We start from the raw sequence: 16,897 nt of genomic DNA on the forward strand, positions 1-16,897 counted from the left end.
TCCGCAGCTTCACTTTTCATTTTCCTACACGAACCCATTTGGCTCATCCTACTGCGACTCGCGAACGTATGAGGAGCAGGAGCAATGGATATCAATGCGCTGATCGATGAGGTCATCGCCCGCGAGGGCGGCTATTCCAACCATGTTGCCGATAGCGGCGGCGCCACTCGCTGGGGTGTCACGGAGGCGGTCGCCCGCGCGCACGGCTACCGGGGCGATATGCGCCAGCTGCCGCGCGAGGAAGCCGCCGCCATCTACCGCCGCATTTACTGGCTCCGACCGGGCTTCGATCAGGTTGCCGAACATGCGCCGGCGCTTGCCGCTGAGCTGTTCGACACCGGCGTAAACATGGGTCCGCCCGTTGCGGCCGGCTTCCTCCAGCGCGCGCTGAACGCCCTCAACCGCGGCGCCAGCGACTTTCCCGACATCCCCGTGGACCGCCGCATTGGCGCCCGCACAATGGAAGCGCTGAAAGCCTTTCTCCGCCAGCGCGGCAAAGCAGGAGAGACCGTGCTGCTGAAGGCTGTCGAGGCGCTGCAGGGCGAGCGCTATCTACGTCTTGCCGAAGAACGGCCGGCCAACGAAGCCTTTCTTTATGGGTGGCTCGCCAACCGGCTCGGCTGATGCCGCGACGCTTCCCGCACCTGTTTTGGTGTGAACTTAGTGTGACCTTAGTCGGAGAAACCCGATGAAATCCGACAATCTGGGAGCCGCGCCGCCGCGCGAAGGCGCCCTCTACCGCGCCGTGCTCGGCCTCGTCGCCCTGATCGGGGGCCTGCTGGGTCTCGGCGGCCTCTATTTCGTGCCGATCCCCGAAGGCAATCGCGAGCCCCTGCTGCTCGCGCTTGGCCTCGTGCTCGGCTGGGGCAGCACGGTTGTGGGCTACGAATTCGGCTCCTCCCCCTCCGGTCGCAAGGCTGCCGATGCCGGCATCAAACCTCCCCGCTAGCTTCATTCACTCTTGACTTAATTAAGTGCTGTATTAATTTAAGCCTATGGACAGATTCGTCGCCCTTGCCGATCCCACCCGTCGCCAGATCATGGAGCTTCTCGGCTCCGGCGAGCTGACAGCAGGGGCGATCGGCGCGCGCTTTCCGATTAGCGCCCCGGCCGTCTCCCAGCATCTGAAGACGCTCCGCGAGTCCGGCCTCGTCCGCGTTCGCGTCGATGGGCAACGGCGCATTTACAGCCTCGATCCGGACGGCTTGGCCGAGATGGAAGAATGGTTCGCGAAGATGCGAGGCTTCTGGAGCGGCAGGCTCGATGCGCTCGAAAAGGAACTGAAGAAGGGAGAGAAGAAATGAACGTGGCGACCTCCGAATATGGCGTCATCACCGAAGCCGGCGCGATCCGGTTCGAACGCCTCCTCCCCGGCCCGATCGAGCGGGTGTGGGAATATCTTGTCGACGGCGAGAAGCGCAGCCGCTGGCTGGCCTCCGGTCCGATGGACTTGCGGCCCGGCGGAGACATGGAACTGGTCTGGCGCAACGGAGAGTTGGCCGCGGGCGAGCCCATCCCTGAGAAATACACTTCCCACGCCGGAGAGCATCGGATGAAGGGAAAAGTGTTGCGCGTCGAGCCGCCGCGCCTTCTCGTCCACAGCTGGGACAAGGATGCCGAGGTTGTCTACGAGCTGGAAGAGCGCGGCGACAAGGTGCTGCTGACGCTCACCAACCGGAAGCTTCCGAACCGCGGCACCGTGGTCGATGTCGCCGGCGGCTGGCATACCCATCTCGAAATGCTCGCCGCCCGCCTCGAAGGTCGCGACCCGCCCCTTTTCTGGGACACGGTTGAACGCGTCGAGCGTGAATATGAGGCGCGTATTCTCGCCGAATAAGGCGTGTTGCACCGCCGGGATCGTCTTCCCACATAGCTCCACGACACGAAGAGCGGGAGCGATCATGGAAAGCTGGCACGGGACGACGATCCTGGCGGTACGGAAGAATGGACGCGCGGTGGTCGCGGGGGACGGGCAGGTCTCGCTCGGGCAGACCGTCATCAAGCCCAATGCGCGGAAGGTGCGGCGGCTCGGCGACGGCAGCGTGATCGGCGGCTTTGCCGGCGCCACCGCCGATGCCTTCACTTTGTTCGAGCGGCTTGAGCGGAAGCTCGAGCAGCATCACGGCCAGCTGATGCGCGCCGCGGTCGAACTCGCCAAGGACTGGCGGACCGATAAATATCTCCGCAACCTTGAGGCGATGATGATCGTCGCCGACAAGGACGTGACCCTGATCCTCACCGGAAATGGCGACGTGCTGGAGCCGCAGGACGGCGTCGCCGCGATCGGCTCCGGCGGCAACTTCGCTCTCGCCGCCGCCCGCGCGATCGACGAATATGAGAAGGATGCGGAAACGATCGCGCGCAAGGCGATGAAGATCGCCGCCGAAGTCTGCGTCTATACCAATGAAAATCTTACGGTTGAGACGATTGAAGCTGCCGCCTGAACCCAGCTAGGGTGCGGCGGCATGGACCGCCGCGCCTTCATCGGATCCGCCGCTCTCGGGCTAGGCGGCCTCGCCCTTCCCGGCTGCACGACGACCACGACTGCCAGGCGCCCTGTGGCGCAGCGCGGCTGTCTCCCTCCCGTCAATGTCGCGCCGGAGCGGGTGATCCGAGCCGTCGCCGGCCTTCGCCCCTATCGCGCCAGCGGCTTCGTCGTCCGCGCCGAACCGCTCGGCGACAAGCGCCTCGTCCACAATTATGGCCATGGGGGCGCCGGCATCACCCTCTCCTGGGGTTCGTCGCGGCTCGCGGCCGATCTAGGTCTTCAGGGTCATAGTGGCCCAGTTGCCGTGGTGGGCGCGGGCGTCATGGGCCTCACCACCGCCCGTCTCGTCCAGGAGGCCGGCTTCCCCGTCACCATCTACGCCAAGACGCTGCCGCCCGACACGACCTCCAACATCGCCGGCGGCCAGATCTCGCCCTTCGGCCACTACCGCGACAGCATGGTGACGCCCGCCTGGCGCGCGCAATTCGCCGCGGCGATGGAGTATAGCTGGCGGCGCTTCCAGATCATGGTCGGCGACGAGTACGGCATCCGCTGGCACACCACCTACACGGAGGGTGACGGCCCCGATCCGTCGAACCCGCTTGACCGATATCATCCCGCCGGCCGCAACCTCAGCGCCGATCAGCACCCGTTCCCGGTGGACGGCCTCGCCAGCTACGACACCATGTACGTCGAGACCGGCCGGTTCCTTCGCCAACTCCTCCGCGACGTGCAGCTTGCGGGCGGCGCAGTCCGCATCCGCGCCTTCGCCACGCCCACCGATCTAGCGGCGCTGCCGGAGCGCCTGATCTTCAACTGCACCGGCCTCGGCTCGCATCACCTGTTCGGCGATACGGAGCTTCAGCCCGTCCGCGGCCAGCTCGCCATCCTGCTGCCGCAGCCGGAAGTGAACTACGCCTTCACCGGCGGCGCGGGCTACATGTTCCCCCGGCCCGACGGCATCGTCCTAGGCGGCACGTTCGAGCGCGACGTATGGAAGGCGACGCCCCAGCCGAACGATATCGCCCGCATCGTCGCGTCACACCGGCGGCTGTTCAGCGGCTTTCGCTGCACTGCTTGAACTCGGCCGTGACGGGTCCATCTAAGGACCAGTGACCTCTCCACGGACTTCCCATTGATGAACGATACCCTCACTCCCAAAGCGGTGGTCGCCGCATTGGACGCCCATATCGTCGGCCAGCAGGAGGCGAAGCGCGCAGTCGCCGTCGCGCTCCGCAACCGTTGGCGACGGCAGCGCCTCCCGGACGAGCTTCGCGACGAGGTGACGCCGAAGAACATACTGATGATCGGGCCGACCGGCTGCGGCAAGACCGAGATCAGCCGCCGCCTCGCCAAGCTCGCCGACGCGCCGTTCGTGAAGGTCGAGGCGACCAAGTTCACCGAAGTCGGCTATGTCGGCCGGGACGTCGAGCAGATCGCCCGCGACCTGGTCGAAGAGGCCGTACGGCTGGAGCGCGAACGCCGCCGCGAAGCCGTGCGCGAGGCCGCGTCCGAAGCCGCAATGGAGCGTCTGCTCGACGCGCTCACCGGCAAGGATGCAAGCCAGGCAACCCGCGAAAGCTTCCGCCAGCGCGTGATCGACAATCACATGAACGACAAGGAAGTCGAGATCGAGGTGGTGCAGGACGCCGCGCCGCCGTTCGAGATCCCCGGCCTCGGCGGGCAGGTCGGGATGATCAACCTCAGCGACATGATGGGCAAAGCCTTCGGCCAGCAGCCGAAGAAGAAGCGCCGCATGCGGGTTGCCGATGCCTGGGACAAGCTCGTCGAGGAGGAGTCCGACAAGCGCCTCGACACGGACGACGTGAACCGCACCGCCCTCAAGGATGCGGAAGCGAACGGCATCGTCTTCCTGGACGAGATCGATAAGATCGCAGTCTCGGACGTGCGCGGCGGCTCGGTCAGTCGCGAAGGCGTGCAGCGCGACCTCCTGCCGCTCATCGAAGGCACTACCGTTTCGACGAAGTACGGCCCGATGAAGACGGACCACATTCTCTTCATCGCGTCAGGCGCCTTTCATGTCGCGAAGCCCAGCGATCTCCTGCCGGAGCTTCAGGGCCGCCTGCCGATCCGGGTGGAGCTGAAGGCGCTCACCGAGGAGGATTTCGTCCGCATCCTTTCCGACACGCGGGCGAGCCTGACCGAGCAATATCGCGCCCTCATCGCCACCGAAGGCGTTGAGGTCACCTTCACCGACGAAGGCATCCGCGCCATTGCCCGCATCGCCGCCGAGGTGAATGGACAGGTCGAGAATATCGGCGCTCGGCGCCTGCAGACGGTGATGGAAAAGCTGTTGGAGGAAGTGAGCTTCGATGCCGAGGAACGGCAGGGCAGCAACGTCACCGTCGATGCCGCTTATGTCGAAGGTCAACTTGCTGAGGTCGCGCGCAACACGGACCTCAGCAAGTATGTGCTTTAGGGCCTAGTGATCGCGGCCGAGGCTGGGGTTCACCCCTCCCGCGAGGCCGCCATCATTATCGGTGTCGCCCTCGAAAGTATTCTCGCCCTGGATCAGCTCGGCATCCTCCGAGCTGGTCATGGCGAAAAGGCCTTTCGACTGGCCGATGCCGGGGTTCCTTTCCAGATCGTCGATCAGGTCCACCGGCGTTTCGTCGGGACGTAGATGCTTGTTACCCATCAGCTTTTCTCCTTTGGGTGACGAACGCAGAGCCGGCGGCGGCGGTTCGCCCGCCCCGTCGCGTTCCGGGAACCGTGCGTCGCCCCGCCCCGTTGCCGCGGCATGAGCATCTTCCGCCGCTTCCTCCATTCCACGGTCGCTGACCTCGAACGCGACATCGACCGGATCGAGGACGCGATCAGCGAGGGCGAAGGGCACCGGCAGAAGGTGCGCCTCCTCGCCTATGCCGGTTACCGCAACGACACGCTGCTGCGCCTCAAGGGCAGGATCGTGCGCTACGAAAAGCCGCTCGACGCCGGCGAGGGAATGCTGACGCGCCTTCGCGCGATGATGGAAATCTACAACAGCAACGAGATAGCGGGCGTGGCCGTGCGCCTCGAGGCATATGATCAGGTGATCGACATTGTCAGCGACGAGGAAGGCTATTTCATGTTCGAGCTGCCGATCGACCGGCCGCTCCCGGAAAAGACTTTGTGGGAGCAGGTGAAGCTCTCGACGCCCGGAACGGAGATGCAGCAGGCGGAGGTCGAGGTGCCGGTGCTCGCGCCCGGCAGCGACAACAACTGGGGCATCATCTCCGACATCGACGACACGGTAATCGAGACGGGCGCCACCAATTTCCTCAAGAACTGGCGCCGGGTGCTCGTCGAGCGGCCGCAGGACAGGCTGGCAGTGCCCGGCGCGTCAACGCTCTACAAGATGATCGCGGAGGATCACGTCTCCCCCGCCCGGCCCTTCTTCTACGTCTCATCCAGCCCCTGGAATCTCTACGGCTTCATCACCGAATTCATGGAGCTGAACGGCATCCCGCACGGCGCGATGTTCCTCAAGGATTACGGCATCGACGACAATCAGTTCATCAAGAAGGGTCATGACGAGCATAAGCTTGCCGCCATTGAGACAGTTCTCGCTTTCTATCCCGACCTCCGTTTCCTGCTGATCGGCGACAACGGCCAGAAGGATGTGACCATCTACGCCAAGGCGGTGGAGGATTTCGGCGAGCGGGTAGCCGCGGTGTTCATCCGCGACGTGGACGGCTCCTGTCGTTCAGGACCCGAGGGCGAGCTTCTTCGCAAGATCGAGGCGGCGGGCGTTCCGACCTTCTGCGGCGCGGGCTTCGACGAAGCCGTGGATGTCGTGAAGCGGCTGGATCTCGACCGGCCGCTGGAAGCTGCAAGGGCAGTGGTGGAACCCGCAAAGACTTCTTAAGCTGGGGCGCGCCCCGCAGCATCCGGAGTCATTATGAAGTCAGTTCTTTTCGCCTTCCTCGCCCTCGCCGCCGCCCAGCCGCTTGAGGCGCGGCTGAGCTCCGCCGAGCAGCGCATGGCGCAGACGGTTGAGCGGGAGCAGGACCGGAACATCGCTCTTCTCGAGAAGATGGTGAATCAGAATAGCGGCACCCTCAATCTCGCCGGCGTCGAGGAAGTCGGCCGTATGATGCGGGCGGAGCTGGAACCGCTCGGTTTCGACGTCAAATGGGTGCCGATGCGGGAGACCGGCCGCGCCGGGCACCTGATCGCCACGCACAAAGGGAATGGCCGCGGCAAGCGCATGCTGCTGATCGGCCACCTCGATACTGTGTTCGAGCCAGACTCGCCGTTCCAGCGCTTCGAGCGGCAGGGCGGCCGCGCCACCGGGCCCGGCATCGGCGACGACAAGGGCGGCATGGTCGTCATCGTCGCAGCGCTCCGCGCGATGCAGGCGGCGGGGACGCTGAAGAATGCCGACATCGTGGTTGTCCTGACCGGCGACGAGGAGCGCACCGGTGCGCCGCTCGACGTCGCTCGCCGTGATCTTATCGAAGCGGGACGCTGGGCGGACGTGGCGCTGGAGTTTGAAAACCTCGCCAGCGAGAACGGGCAGGATTTCGGTACGATTGCGCGGCGGAGCTCGACCAGCTGGACCCTAAAGACGAGCGGCAAGACCGGCCATTCCAGCGGCATCTTCAGCCAGGGCCTGGGCTACGGCGCCATCTACGAATTGGCGCGCATCCTCGACACCTTCCGCCGCGAACTGCCGGAGCCGAACCTCACCTATAATGTCGGCGTGATCGGCGGCGGCACCCCTGCTGCGATCGACGATCAGGGCCTTCGCGTCACTGCCTCGGGCAAGACGAACATCGTTGCCGAGACCGCTATTGCACGCGGCGATCTCCGGACGCTGACCCGCGAACAGGACGCGAGAATTCGCGCGCGCATGCAGGACATCGTCCGGCAGCATCTTCCGGCGACGCAGGCTGAGCTGCAATTCTTCGATTCTTATCCGCCGATGGAGCCGACCGCCGGCAACCGGGCGATCCTCGCGCGCCTGAATGCGGTCAATCACGATCTCGGCCTGCCGGAAATGCCGGAATATGATCCTGCGAAGCGGGGCGCTGCCGACAGCAGCTTCGTCGCCCGCGATGCCGATGTCCTCGCCGGCCTCGGCACGGCAGGCGGCGGCGCCCATGCGGAGGGCGAATGGGTCGACCTTACGAGTGTCGTTCGACAGTCGAAGCGCGCCGCCATCCTGATGACGAGGCTGGCAAAGGAACGCCGTTAACAAGCCGCTTGTAAGTCGCCGGAAATCGCTCCATTCCAGCAACATAAGGGGCGCCGCGGGGAGTGGCTGCCTAAGCCTGGGGAGGGATTGTATATGCGTTTTTCAGCCAAACTTCTGTGTGCCGTAGCGTCAGCGGCGCTGCTTCCAGCAACTCCGGCCGCTGCGCAGACCGTGACTCGCATCGTGGCGTTCGGTGACAGTTACGCCGACGACGGCAATCTTTTCGAGCTTTTGGGCATTCCGCGCCCGGCCGCTTACCCGACGGGGCGGTTCAGCGGCGGCACCAACTTCATCGATACGATGTCGCAAATCCTTGCCGTTCCCGTCGACAATTTCGCCATCGGCGGCGCCTTTACCAACAACGGCAACATCAACGGGCCAGGCATTCCCGGCTTTGTCACCGAATATCAGTCGTTCCTTGCCGGCGGCGGTCCTGCCGCTTTCCCACGGGTAAGCGGCACGTTCGGGCCCAATGATCTTCTTGCCATCTCCATCGGCGGAAACGACGCCCGGGCCTATCGTATCAGCGGCGGCACGGTCGCCGGAGCGGCCGCCGCTGCGGCGCCCCGCGTCGCACAGGCAACTACTGGCCTGACGGCTCTCGTCAACGCAGGGGCACGCAACATCACCTATCTCGCAGGGGACGTCGGCCGTCTCCCCGAAGCGGTCGGCTCTCCCAGCGCGGCCGCCGGAAGCGCTTTCTCCAGCGCCTTCAATACGGGCATGCAAAGCTCGCTCGCCAATTTCGCGGCGAACGGGGTTATCGTAAATTACCTCGACCTCAATCTGATCGGCGATCGGATAACCGCCAATCCGGGCGCATACGGTCTCGTAAGCGCGGGCGCCTGCACGGGCGGCGCGGCGGGCCCGACCGCCTGCGTCGCGAGCCCGGAGCTTGCCAACCAGTATCTTTTTTACGTGGATCAGGTGCACCTGAGCTCCGCCGGCTTCGCGATCGTGGCACGCTATGCCGTCCGGCAGCTCGAAGCGCCGCTGCAATTCCAAGCTCAGCCGGAGGTAGGCCTTCAGGCCGCGAGCGGGCTCGGCTCCACGCTCCTCGGACGCCTTGACCTGTCAAGCGCCCGCTCCGGACGGGCGCAGCAGGGCTTCAGCGCCTATTTGACCGGCAATATCGCCCGCCGCAACGTAGATCGAACGCTTACCAACTTTGCCTACGATATGGAGACGTTAGGCGGCACCGGCGGTGTGGAATATGCCGGGGTAACCAGCGTCTTCGGGGCAGCAGTGAACTACTCCAACGGCGAAGCCTCAACTAGCGTAGGCGAAGCTGAAGCGAAGGCTATTCAACTCGCCCTATACGGCGGCTGGGGCGGAACCAACGGTGGCTTTGTCGAAGGTTATGCGGGCTATGGGTGGGTCGACTATGACTTCACCCGAGCCGCCGTCATCGACGACATTGTCGGCGAGACCGACGGCAACAACGTCTTTGCGGGTGCCCGCGCCGGCTACCTGTTCGGCACCGATCAGCTTCGCTTCGGACCTGTAATCGGCCTCAGCTATGCGAAGGCTGATCTCGACGCCTACACGGAAACCGGCGACGCCGTACTTACCCTGAATGTGGGGGAGCAGGAGGTAAAAGTTCTCACCGGCAGCGCTGGCGTCGAGGCGCGCGCCAGCTATGAGATCGGTGGCATGTCGTTCCTGCCTTACGCGCAGGCGACCCTTGAGAAGGACTTCGAAGGCGACAGCCGCACCATTCGCTATGCGGGCACGGCGTCCCCGACGATCGTCAACAGCTTCGTTCTTCCCGAACAGTCGAAGGACCTGCACGGGCGGCTCACCGGCGGCGCCAGCATCGCGCTCGCCAATGCCCTGTCGCTGGAAGTCAATGCCAGCGGCACGATTGAGCGCGAGGACGGCAACGACTTCTCCGCCCTCATCGGCGTCAAGCTCGGCTTCTAAGACAGGTGCGGGCGGGGCCACGGCTTCGCCCGCACTTGATCCGGCCTTCGGCACGGCCCAAATGGAGGCCATGCTGATCCAGACCGAAACGACGCCCAATCCCGCGACCCTGAAATTCCTGCCGGGGCAGGCGGTGATGCCGTCCGGCACGCGCGACTTCGCCACGCCCGAGGAGGCGGAGGTTTCGCCGCTGGCGGAGGCGATCTTCTCGACCGGCGATGTGGAAGGCGTGTTCTTCGGCAGCGACTTCATTTCGGTGACCGCCGCGCCTGGCGTCGACTGGTCTCATCTAAAGCCGCAGGTGCTGACCGTGCTGCTCGATCATTTTTCCAGCGGCGCACCTTTGTTCCGCGCCGGCAGCGCGGCTGAAATTTCCGTGCCGCCCGAAGCGATGGAGGAAAATCCCGAGGATGCGGACGTGGTGGCCCAGATTAAGGAACTGATCGAAACCCGCGTCCGCCCGGCGGTCGCGCAGGACGGCGGCGACATCGTCTATCGCGGTTTTCAGAAGGGCACCGTCTATCTCGCGCTGCATGGCGCATGTGCGGGCTGCCCTTCGTCGACGATGACGCTCAAGAACGGTATCGAGGGCCTCCTCAAACATTATGTGCCCGAGGTCGAGACGGTCGAAGCCGTCTAGGACTGGCGCGTGCAGCTCGTCATCGACAGCGCGACGGCGGCCTGCTCGGTCGCGCTGATCGAGGGGGGACGCGTCCTCGAAGAACGACACGAAGTCGTCGGCCGCGGCCATGCAGAGCGGCTGGCGCCGATGATCGAAGAGCTGCTGGCGGGGCGCAAGCCCGCTTCCATTCTGGTCGATTGCGGCCCGGGCAGCTTCACCGGCGTCCGGGTCGGACTCGCCGCCGCGCATGGCCTCGCCATCGGCTGGCAGGTGCCGCTCGCAGGCTATTCGTCCATGGCCGCGCTTGCGGCGGAAGCGGGGCGCAAGCCTGATGTTGCTGTTGCCCTCCACGGCGGACATGGGCAACTGTTCGTCCAGAGCTATGGCACGCATCCGATCCAGCCGCTGGACGATCTTCGCTCCCTCTACCCGGAGGAGGCGGCGGCCGCCGTCACTGCACGCGTTGTTGTCGGCACCGGAGCCGAGGACCTTGTGAGGCTACGCGGGTATGGCGAGGCGGTAGATGCCCTTCCCCGCGCCTCGATTGCAGCCCGGTTGCCTGCTGCGATGACATCCCTTCCGCCGCGGCCGATTTATGGGCGCGGCGCAGACGCAAAGCCAATGATGTGACAAGCGAGGCCGCCATCGTGGTCGCCGGCGGCGACATACTCGACCTCGATGCAGTGATGCGCGTCATGGATGACAGCTTCGATCCGGCCTATGGTGAGGCCTGGACGGCCTCGCAATGCGCGGGCCTGCTGCCGATGCCGGGCGTATGGCTGACGCTCGCTCGCAATGGAGAAGCGGTCGCAGGTTTCGCGCTTGGTCGGATTGTAGTGAAGGAAGCAGAACTCCTCCTTCTCGCCGTAAAAAAGGAAGAATGGGGGAAGGGCATAGGCAAACTTCTGCTTCGCACCTTTGCTGAGGACGCCCAAAGCAAGGGCGCGACCAAGCTGTTCCTTGAAGTGCGTGACGGAAATCCTGCAATCGACCTCTACAAAAGCTTCGGATTTCACGAGATCGGCCGCAGGCCTAAATATTATACCGGCCGCGATGGCCAATTATATGATGCCCTGACTTTATCGAAGCTTGCCGGCGCCTGAGCGTCCCACCTCGCGACACTCGCCAATTTCAACTTGTCAAAACATCCGGAACGGATCATTCGCCAATCTCCCGACCAGACTTTACGAATTGGAATTCTCCCAGATGGACGCGACCGACAATATGAATGAGACGCTGATCACGCTCACGGCCGATATTGTTTCCGCCCACGTCAGCAACAACAGCGTTGCGGTAAACGATCTTCCGCAGCTCATCCAGAACGTACACAATGCCCTCAGCGGACTTGGCACGCAGGTTCAGGAACCTGAAGCAAAGCCGGAGCCCAAGGTTTCGATCCGCTCTTCGATCAAGCCGGACTATATCGTCTGCCTCGAGGACGGAAAGAAGCTGAAGATGCTGAAGCGGCATCTGATGACTCATTATCAGATGACTCCAGAGGACTATCGGCAGAAGTGGGGACTTAGCGCCGACTACCCGATGGTCGCACCCAACTATGCGGAGCAGCGGCGCAGCCTTGCGAAGAAGATCGGCCTCGGCACGAAGCGCCGTCGCGGCGGCAAGAAGTAAGCTCTGATGGACCGGGCTTCAGCGCCCGGTCCCTTTGACGCTGTCGCAAAGTGGACTAAGGCTGCGGCATGACACGCAGGATCGATATCGAGACGCTTTGCGCGGAGAAAGGCCTCCGCATCACCGAGCAGCGCAAGATCATCGCCCGCGTCCTTTCCGAAGCGGAAGACCATCCCGACGTGGAGGCGCTTCACGAGCGCGCATCCGCCGTGGACCCAGGCATTTCTATCGCCACCGTCTACCGAACCGTGCGCTTGTTTGAGGAAGCGGGAATCCTCGAACGCCACGATTTCGGCGACGGCCGCGCCCGCTACGAAGCGGCGGCCGAGGCGCATCACGACCATCTGATCGATGTCGAAACCGGCAATGTCATCGAATTCGTCGACGAGGAACTCGAGGCGCTTCAGCGCCGCATTGCCGAGAAGCTCGGCTTCCGCCTCGTCGATCACCGGATGGAGCTTTACGGCGTCGCGCTCAACCGCAATCGCTAAGCGAGGCCCATGCGGCTCGCGCTAAGGACGCTCTTGATCGTCGCGGGCCTAATCGCCTGCCTGCCGCTTCATTATCTTTGGAAGCTCCTGGGGCGTAAATCGCCTTGGCCGCGCCGCTTCCTCTACTGGGTCGGCCGTGCCGCCGGTATGCGCGCGCGGGTGGAAGGGCAGCCGCTTCGAAGCCGCGTCCTTTTCCTTTCCAATCACCTCAGCTGGCTCGACATCATGCTGATTGCGAGCGCGAGCGGCGCGGCATTCGTATCGAAGGAGGAGGTGGCGCGCTGGCCGGTGATCGGCTGGCTTGCGAGCCTCAACGATACCATCTTCGTCGCGCGGACTCAGCGCGGCGCCGTGCGCGATCAGGCGGATGCACTACGCAACGCTTTGGCGCGGGGGCAGCCGGTGGCGCTGTTCCCGGAAGGCACGACCGAAGGCGGGGTCGAAATCCTTCCGTTCCGCGCCAGCCTCCTCGCCTCCTTGTTTCCGCCCTTGCCGGATGTGAAGGTGCAGCCGGTGGCGATCGACTACGGCGCGGCGGGGCACGACATCGCCTGGGTGGGCAAGGAAGGCGCGGCGGCCAATGCAAAGCGGGTGCTTTCGCGGAAAGGCACCACCGCCGTTCGGATCCGCTTCCTGAAGCCGGTAGACCCGCATTCCTATCCGGACCGCAAGGCTTTGGCCGAAGCGGCGCGCGCGGAGATCGTTCAGGCGCTCTCCGCTTCCGAAGCGAAGCCGGTTCGCCTATAGGCATGTCGATGAACGACCGGACTCCAAAGACCTTTCACGTCAAATCCTTCGGCTGCCAGATGAACGTCTATGACGGCGCCCGCATGGCGGAGCTGCTGGAGGCGGAGGGAATGACCGCGGCCGAGGGCGGCGCGGAGGCGGACCTCGTCGTGCTCAACACCTGCCACATCCGCGAGAAGGCGGCGGAGAAGGTCTATTCCGACATCGGCCGCCTTCGGCGTGAGGACGGATCGCGCCCGATGATCGCGGTCGCCGGCTGCGTCGCCCAGGCGGAAGGCGCGGAAATCCCGCGCCGGGCGCCGAGCGTCGACATCGTCGTCGGCCCGCAGGCCTATCACCGGCTGCCGGAGATGGTGGCAAAGGCGAAGAAGGGCGAACGCGCGCTCGACACGGACATGCCGCTGGAATCGAAGTTCGGCGCCCTTCCGGCGCGGCGGAAGCAGGGGCCGACCGCCTTCCTCACCGTGCAGGAAGGCTGCGACAAATTCTGCACCTATTGCGTCGTTCCCTACACGCGCGGCGCCGAGGTTTCGCGGCCCTGGAACGCAATTCTCGACGAGGCGAAAACGCTCATTGACCGCGGCGCGCGCGAGATCACCTTGCTCGGTCAGAATGTGAATGCGTGGAATGAGGGTGAAGGCCGCGGCTTCCACGATCTCATCGCGGCGCTTGACCGGCTGCCGGGGCTCGAGCGCATCCGCTACACGACCAGCCATCCCAATGACATGACGGAAGGGCTGATCCGCGCCCATGCGGAAGTCGAGAAGCTGATGCCTTTCCTCCACCTTCCGGTCCAGTCTGGCAACGACCGCGTGCTGAAGGCGATGAACCGCAGCCACACGACGGACAGCTATCTCCGCATCATCGAGCGGGTGCGGGCGGCGCGGCCGGACATCGCCCTTTCCGGCGACTTCATCGTCGGCTTCCCGGGTGAGAGCGACGCGGAGTTCGAGGACACGCTTCGAATTGTAACGGCGGTGAACTACGCCCAGGCTTACTCGTTCAAATATTCGCCGCGGCCGGGTACCCCTGCCGCCGAGATGGAAGGACAGGTGCAGGCGGAGGTGATGGACGAAAGGCTGCAAAGGCTTCAGGCACTGCTGAACCAGCAGCAGCTCGCTTTCAATCAGGCGACCGTTGGCCGCCGCACGTCCGTTCTGCTTGAGCGGAACGGCAAGAAGTCGGGGCAGTTGATCGGCAAGTCGCCCTGGCTCCAATCCGTGCATCTCGAAACGAACGCCGCCATCGGTGACCTGATCGAGGTCGAAATCCTCTCCGCCGGACCCAACAGCCTTGCCGGAGCCCAACTGATGAGGAACGCCGCCTGATGGCGCAAAAGCGCGCAGAAGAAGCCGGGGCCCGCGCCCGCCTCGAAATCGAGTTCGAGCAGCCGCACCTCTTGGGGCCCCTCTTCGGAGAATTCGACCGCAACCTCGTCGCCATCGAGGACAGGCTCGGCGTCTATATCGCCGCGCGCGGCGCCAAGGTGCAGATCGAGGGCGAGCCGGAAGCGGCGGCACGCGCGCGCGACGTGCTGCAGGGCCTCTACAACCGGCTCGACGACGGCCATGACATCGATCAGGGCGCGGTCGAGGCAGTGATCGCCATGTCGGGCCAGCCGACGCTCGACGGCATCATCTCGAACGATGTCGCCGAACCGCCGAAGGTGATGATCCGCACGCGGAAGAAGACCATCGTTCCGCGTTCGAAAACGCAGGCCGTCTATATGGAGGCGCTGGCGCGGGACGACCTTATCTTCGCGCTCGGACCAGCGGGCACAGGGAAGACCTATCTCGCCGTCGCGCAGGCGGTGCAGCAGCTGATCGGCGGCAGCGTCGACCGGCTGATCCTGTCGCGTCCCGCGGTGGAGGCGGGCGAGCGGCTGGGCTTCCTTCCCGGCGACATGAAGGAGAAGGTCGATCCCTATCTCCGGCCGCTTTACGACGCGCTCTACGATATGCTGCCGACCGAGCAGGTCGAGCGGCGCATCGCCTCCGGCGAGATCGAGATCGCCCCGATCGCCTTCATGCGCGGCCGCACCTTGTCCGATGCCTTCATCATTCTCGACGAGGCGCAGAATACGACGCCGCAGCAGATGAAGATGTTTCTGACACGCTTCGGCATGCGGAGCCGCATGGTGATCTGCGGCGATCCTAATCAGACCGACCTGCCGAATAACGTCACCTCCGGTCTCAACGATGCGGTCGAGAAGCTAGAAAGCATTGAGCGGGTGTCGATGGTGCGCTTTGGCGCGGGCGACGTCGTCCGCCATCCGCTCGTCGGCCGGATCGTCGAGGCTTATGAGGGGCCTGGACGGTGATCCTAGTCGAGGCGGATGCCGGCGAGGAATGGGACAGTCGCACCGACTGGGCCATTCTCGCGCGCGACGCGGTGATTTCCGCGGTCCGCCATTCCGACCGGAGTGACCTGATCGACAGCGGCCTCGACGTCGAAGTGTCCGTGAAATTCGCCAGTGACGACGAGGTCCAAAGCCTCAACGCCGGCTATCGCAGCAAGGACAAGCCGACCAACGTCCTCTCCTTTCCGATGATGGAGCCTCAGCTTCTGGAGTCGATCGCGTCGGCCCATAATGGCGAAGTGCTGCTCGGCGACGTCGTGCTTGCCCATGGCGTCTGCGTGTCGGAAGCGGCGGAGAAGAATGTTGCGGTCGAAACCCACGCGTCCCATCTGGTGGTCCACGGCACCCTTCACCTGCTAGGCTATGACCATGAGCAGGGGGATGAGGAGGCCGAGGCCATGGAAGCCATCGAGCGGAACGCGCTTGCCGCGCTCGGCATTTCCGATCCTTATGCAGCTACAGAGGTGCAGACCTAACTAAATGCCTGACGATAGCAGTAGCAGCGCCCGAAGCGGGCGCACCTTCTGGTCCAGCCTTCGGACCATGCTCTTCGGCGAAGACAGCGAGGCGACGCTCCGCGAAGAAATCGAAGAAGCGATCGAGAGCCATGAAGGCGAGGCGCCGGTCGTCGGCGACCTGACGCCGATCGAGCGGCAGATGCTGCGCAACCTTCTTCACTTCGGTGAAAGCACGGTTGCCGACATCGCGGTGCCCCGCGGGGACATCATCGCCGTTCCGGCGACCGCCACCTTCGAGGCGCTGGTCGCCGCTTTCGCCGAGGCAGGGCACAGCCGCCTCCCCGTCTACGAAGGCAGCCTCGACAGCGTAATCGGCATGATCCACCTGAAGGATGTTTACACCCTGCAGGTGAACGGCGCCGCGCCGCCCGAGGACATCAAGGACCTTATCCGCTCGCCAATCTACGTGCCGGAATCGATGGGCGTGCTCGACCTCCTTGCCCGCATGCGGGCCGAGCGCATGCACCTCGCCATCGTCGTCGACGAATTCGGCGGCACCGAAGGGCTCGTCACTATCGAGGATGTCGTGGAGGAAATCGTCGGCGAGATCGAGGACGAGCATGACGAGGAAACGCCGGGCAACCTGATCCCGCTCGAAGACGGAATCTGGGACGCGGACGCCCGAACCGAACTTGAAGAAGTGGCCGAAACCATCGACGCACGCCTCGCGGATGTTGAGGAGGATGTTGACACGCTCGGCGGCCTCGCCTTCGTCCTCGCTGGTCACATCCCCCAGATCGGCGAAGTTCTGGAGCATCCCAGCGGCTGGCGGCTGGAAGTGACCGACTGCGACACCCGCCGCGTCTCCCGCCTCCGTCTCCACGCGCCCCCCGAAGGCGCGCTAGTCGATTAGCCCCTGCCAAGAGCGTTGATTTTCCGCGTGCAAGGTCCGATTGGGGTCCTTTCGCGGACAGGGACGG

At 64.4% G+C, this 16,897-nt stretch carries 21 protein-coding genes; 20 read left to right on the forward strand and 1 reads right to left on the reverse strand.

Features of this window, described 5'->3' with window-relative positions; all coding sequences use genetic code 11:
- Positions 1-84 precede the first annotated feature (84 nt).
- From VGD10_RS06940 to hslU, 7 genes are all read left to right on the forward strand, one after another.
- Complete coding sequence (locus VGD10_RS06940; RefSeq protein WP_331040074.1) at positions 85-624, forward strand: glycoside hydrolase family 108 protein; 540 nt, start codon at positions 85-87, stop codon at positions 622-624.
- Positions 625-688: 64 nt separating this feature from the next.
- Positions 689-949 (forward strand): hypothetical protein, encoded by a 261-nt coding sequence (locus VGD10_RS06945; RefSeq protein WP_331040075.1) that lies wholly within the window; start codon positions 689-691, stop codon positions 947-949.
- 46 nt (positions 950-995) lie between these two features.
- Positions 996-1,304, forward strand: coding sequence for a metalloregulator ArsR/SmtB family transcription factor (locus VGD10_RS06950; RefSeq protein ID WP_331040076.1), 309 nt, complete (start codon positions 996-998; stop codon positions 1,302-1,304).
- On the forward strand, positions 1,301-1,837 hold the full coding sequence (locus VGD10_RS06955) for an SRPBCC family protein (protein ID WP_331040077.1): 537 nt from the start codon (positions 1,301-1,303) through the stop codon (positions 1,835-1,837). The genes VGD10_RS06950 and VGD10_RS06955 overlap by 4 nt, the downstream gene beginning before the upstream one ends.
- Before the next feature lie 64 nt (positions 1,838-1,901).
- Positions 1,902-2,444, forward strand: coding sequence for an ATP-dependent protease subunit HslV (gene hslV, locus VGD10_RS06960; protein WP_331040078.1), 543 nt, complete (start codon positions 1,902-1,904; stop codon positions 2,442-2,444).
- 21 nt (positions 2,445-2,465) lie between these two features.
- Positions 2,466-3,569: an FAD-dependent oxidoreductase gene (locus VGD10_RS06965; RefSeq protein WP_331040079.1), complete on the forward strand. Its 1,104-nt coding sequence runs from the start codon at positions 2,466-2,468 to the stop codon at positions 3,567-3,569.
- Between the two features lie 57 nt (positions 3,570-3,626).
- Positions 3,627-4,928 (forward strand): ATP-dependent protease ATPase subunit HslU, encoded by a 1,302-nt coding sequence (gene hslU / locus VGD10_RS06970; protein ID WP_331040080.1) that lies wholly within the window; start codon positions 3,627-3,629, stop codon positions 4,926-4,928.
- Positions 4,929-4,931: 3 nt separating this feature from the next.
- Here hslU and VGD10_RS06975 read toward each other — a convergent pair whose 3' ends face one another.
- Positions 4,932-5,147, reverse strand: a complete 216-nt coding sequence (locus VGD10_RS06975; protein WP_331040081.1) for a hypothetical protein — start codon at positions 5,145-5,147, stop codon at positions 4,932-4,934.
- Between the two features lie 102 nt (positions 5,148-5,249).
- Here VGD10_RS06975 and VGD10_RS06980 point away from each other — a divergent pair, with 102 nt between their 5' ends.
- The 13 genes from VGD10_RS06980 to VGD10_RS07040 all read left to right on the forward strand — a co-directional run bounded on the left by VGD10_RS06980 (position 5,250) and on the right by VGD10_RS07040 (position 16,830).
- The gene (locus tag VGD10_RS06980; protein ID WP_331040082.1) at positions 5,250-6,356 is read left to right on the forward strand and encodes an App1 family protein; all 1,107 of its coding nucleotides are present in this window, start codon (positions 5,250-5,252) and stop codon (positions 6,354-6,356) included.
- 33 nt (positions 6,357-6,389) lie between these two features.
- Entirely contained in the window at positions 6,390-7,688 is a 1,299-nt protein-coding gene (locus VGD10_RS06985; protein WP_331040083.1) for a M20/M25/M40 family metallo-hydrolase, read from the forward strand.
- 171 nt (positions 7,689-7,859) lie between these two features.
- Positions 7,860-9,611, forward strand: coding sequence for an autotransporter domain-containing protein (locus tag VGD10_RS06990; RefSeq protein ID WP_331040084.1), 1,752 nt, complete (start codon positions 7,860-7,862; stop codon positions 9,609-9,611).
- Between the two features lie 70 nt (positions 9,612-9,681).
- Positions 9,682-10,251 carry a NifU family protein gene (locus VGD10_RS06995; protein ID WP_331040085.1) on the forward strand — a complete coding sequence of 190 codons (570 nt, stop codon included), beginning with the start codon at positions 9,682-9,684 and terminating at the stop codon, positions 10,249-10,251.
- Positions 10,252-10,260: 9 nt separating this feature from the next.
- Positions 10,261-10,863: a tRNA (adenosine(37)-N6)-threonylcarbamoyltransferase complex dimerization subunit type 1 TsaB gene (tsaB, locus tag VGD10_RS07000; protein ID WP_331040086.1), complete on the forward strand. Its 603-nt coding sequence runs from the start codon at positions 10,261-10,263 to the stop codon at positions 10,861-10,863.
- Positions 10,860-11,336, forward strand: coding sequence for a ribosomal protein S18-alanine N-acetyltransferase (rimI, locus tag VGD10_RS07005; protein WP_331040087.1), 477 nt, complete (start codon positions 10,860-10,862; stop codon positions 11,334-11,336). Before tsaB ends, rimI begins: the two co-directional genes overlap by 4 nt.
- Positions 11,337-11,439: 103 nt before the next feature.
- The gene (locus tag VGD10_RS07010) at positions 11,440-11,862 is read left to right on the forward strand and encodes a MucR family transcriptional regulator (RefSeq protein ID WP_331040088.1); all 423 of its coding nucleotides are present in this window, start codon (positions 11,440-11,442) and stop codon (positions 11,860-11,862) included.
- A gap of 68 nt (positions 11,863-11,930) precedes the next feature.
- Positions 11,931-12,353, forward strand: coding sequence for a Fur family transcriptional regulator (locus VGD10_RS07015; protein WP_331040089.1), 423 nt, complete (start codon positions 11,931-11,933; stop codon positions 12,351-12,353).
- Between the two features lie 9 nt (positions 12,354-12,362).
- Positions 12,363-13,100, forward strand: coding sequence for a lysophospholipid acyltransferase family protein (locus VGD10_RS07020; protein WP_331040090.1), 738 nt, complete (start codon positions 12,363-12,365; stop codon positions 13,098-13,100).
- Positions 13,101-13,102: 2 nt separating this feature from the next.
- On the forward strand, positions 13,103-14,428 hold the full coding sequence (miaB, locus tag VGD10_RS07025; protein WP_331040091.1) for a tRNA (N6-isopentenyl adenosine(37)-C2)-methylthiotransferase MiaB: 1,326 nt from the start codon (positions 13,103-13,105) through the stop codon (positions 14,426-14,428).
- On the forward strand, positions 14,428-15,420 hold the full coding sequence (locus VGD10_RS07030; protein ID WP_331040092.1) for a PhoH family protein: 993 nt from the start codon (positions 14,428-14,430) through the stop codon (positions 15,418-15,420). The genes miaB and VGD10_RS07030 overlap by 1 nt, the downstream gene beginning before the upstream one ends.
- The gene (gene ybeY, locus VGD10_RS07035; protein WP_414639507.1) at positions 15,417-15,935 is read left to right on the forward strand and encodes an rRNA maturation RNase YbeY; all 519 of its coding nucleotides are present in this window, start codon (positions 15,417-15,419) and stop codon (positions 15,933-15,935) included. Before VGD10_RS07030 ends, ybeY begins: the two co-directional genes overlap by 4 nt.
- Before the next feature lie 4 nt (positions 15,936-15,939).
- Positions 15,940-16,830, forward strand: coding sequence for a hemolysin family protein (locus tag VGD10_RS07040; RefSeq protein WP_331040093.1), 891 nt, complete (start codon positions 15,940-15,942; stop codon positions 16,828-16,830).
- Positions 16,831-16,897: the final 67 nt, after the last annotated feature.

Origin of the sequence: Allosphingosinicella sp. (genome assembly GCF_036402135.1) — a bacterium.
Classification (GTDB): Bacteria; Pseudomonadota; Alphaproteobacteria; order Sphingomonadales; family Sphingomonadaceae; genus Allosphingosinicella.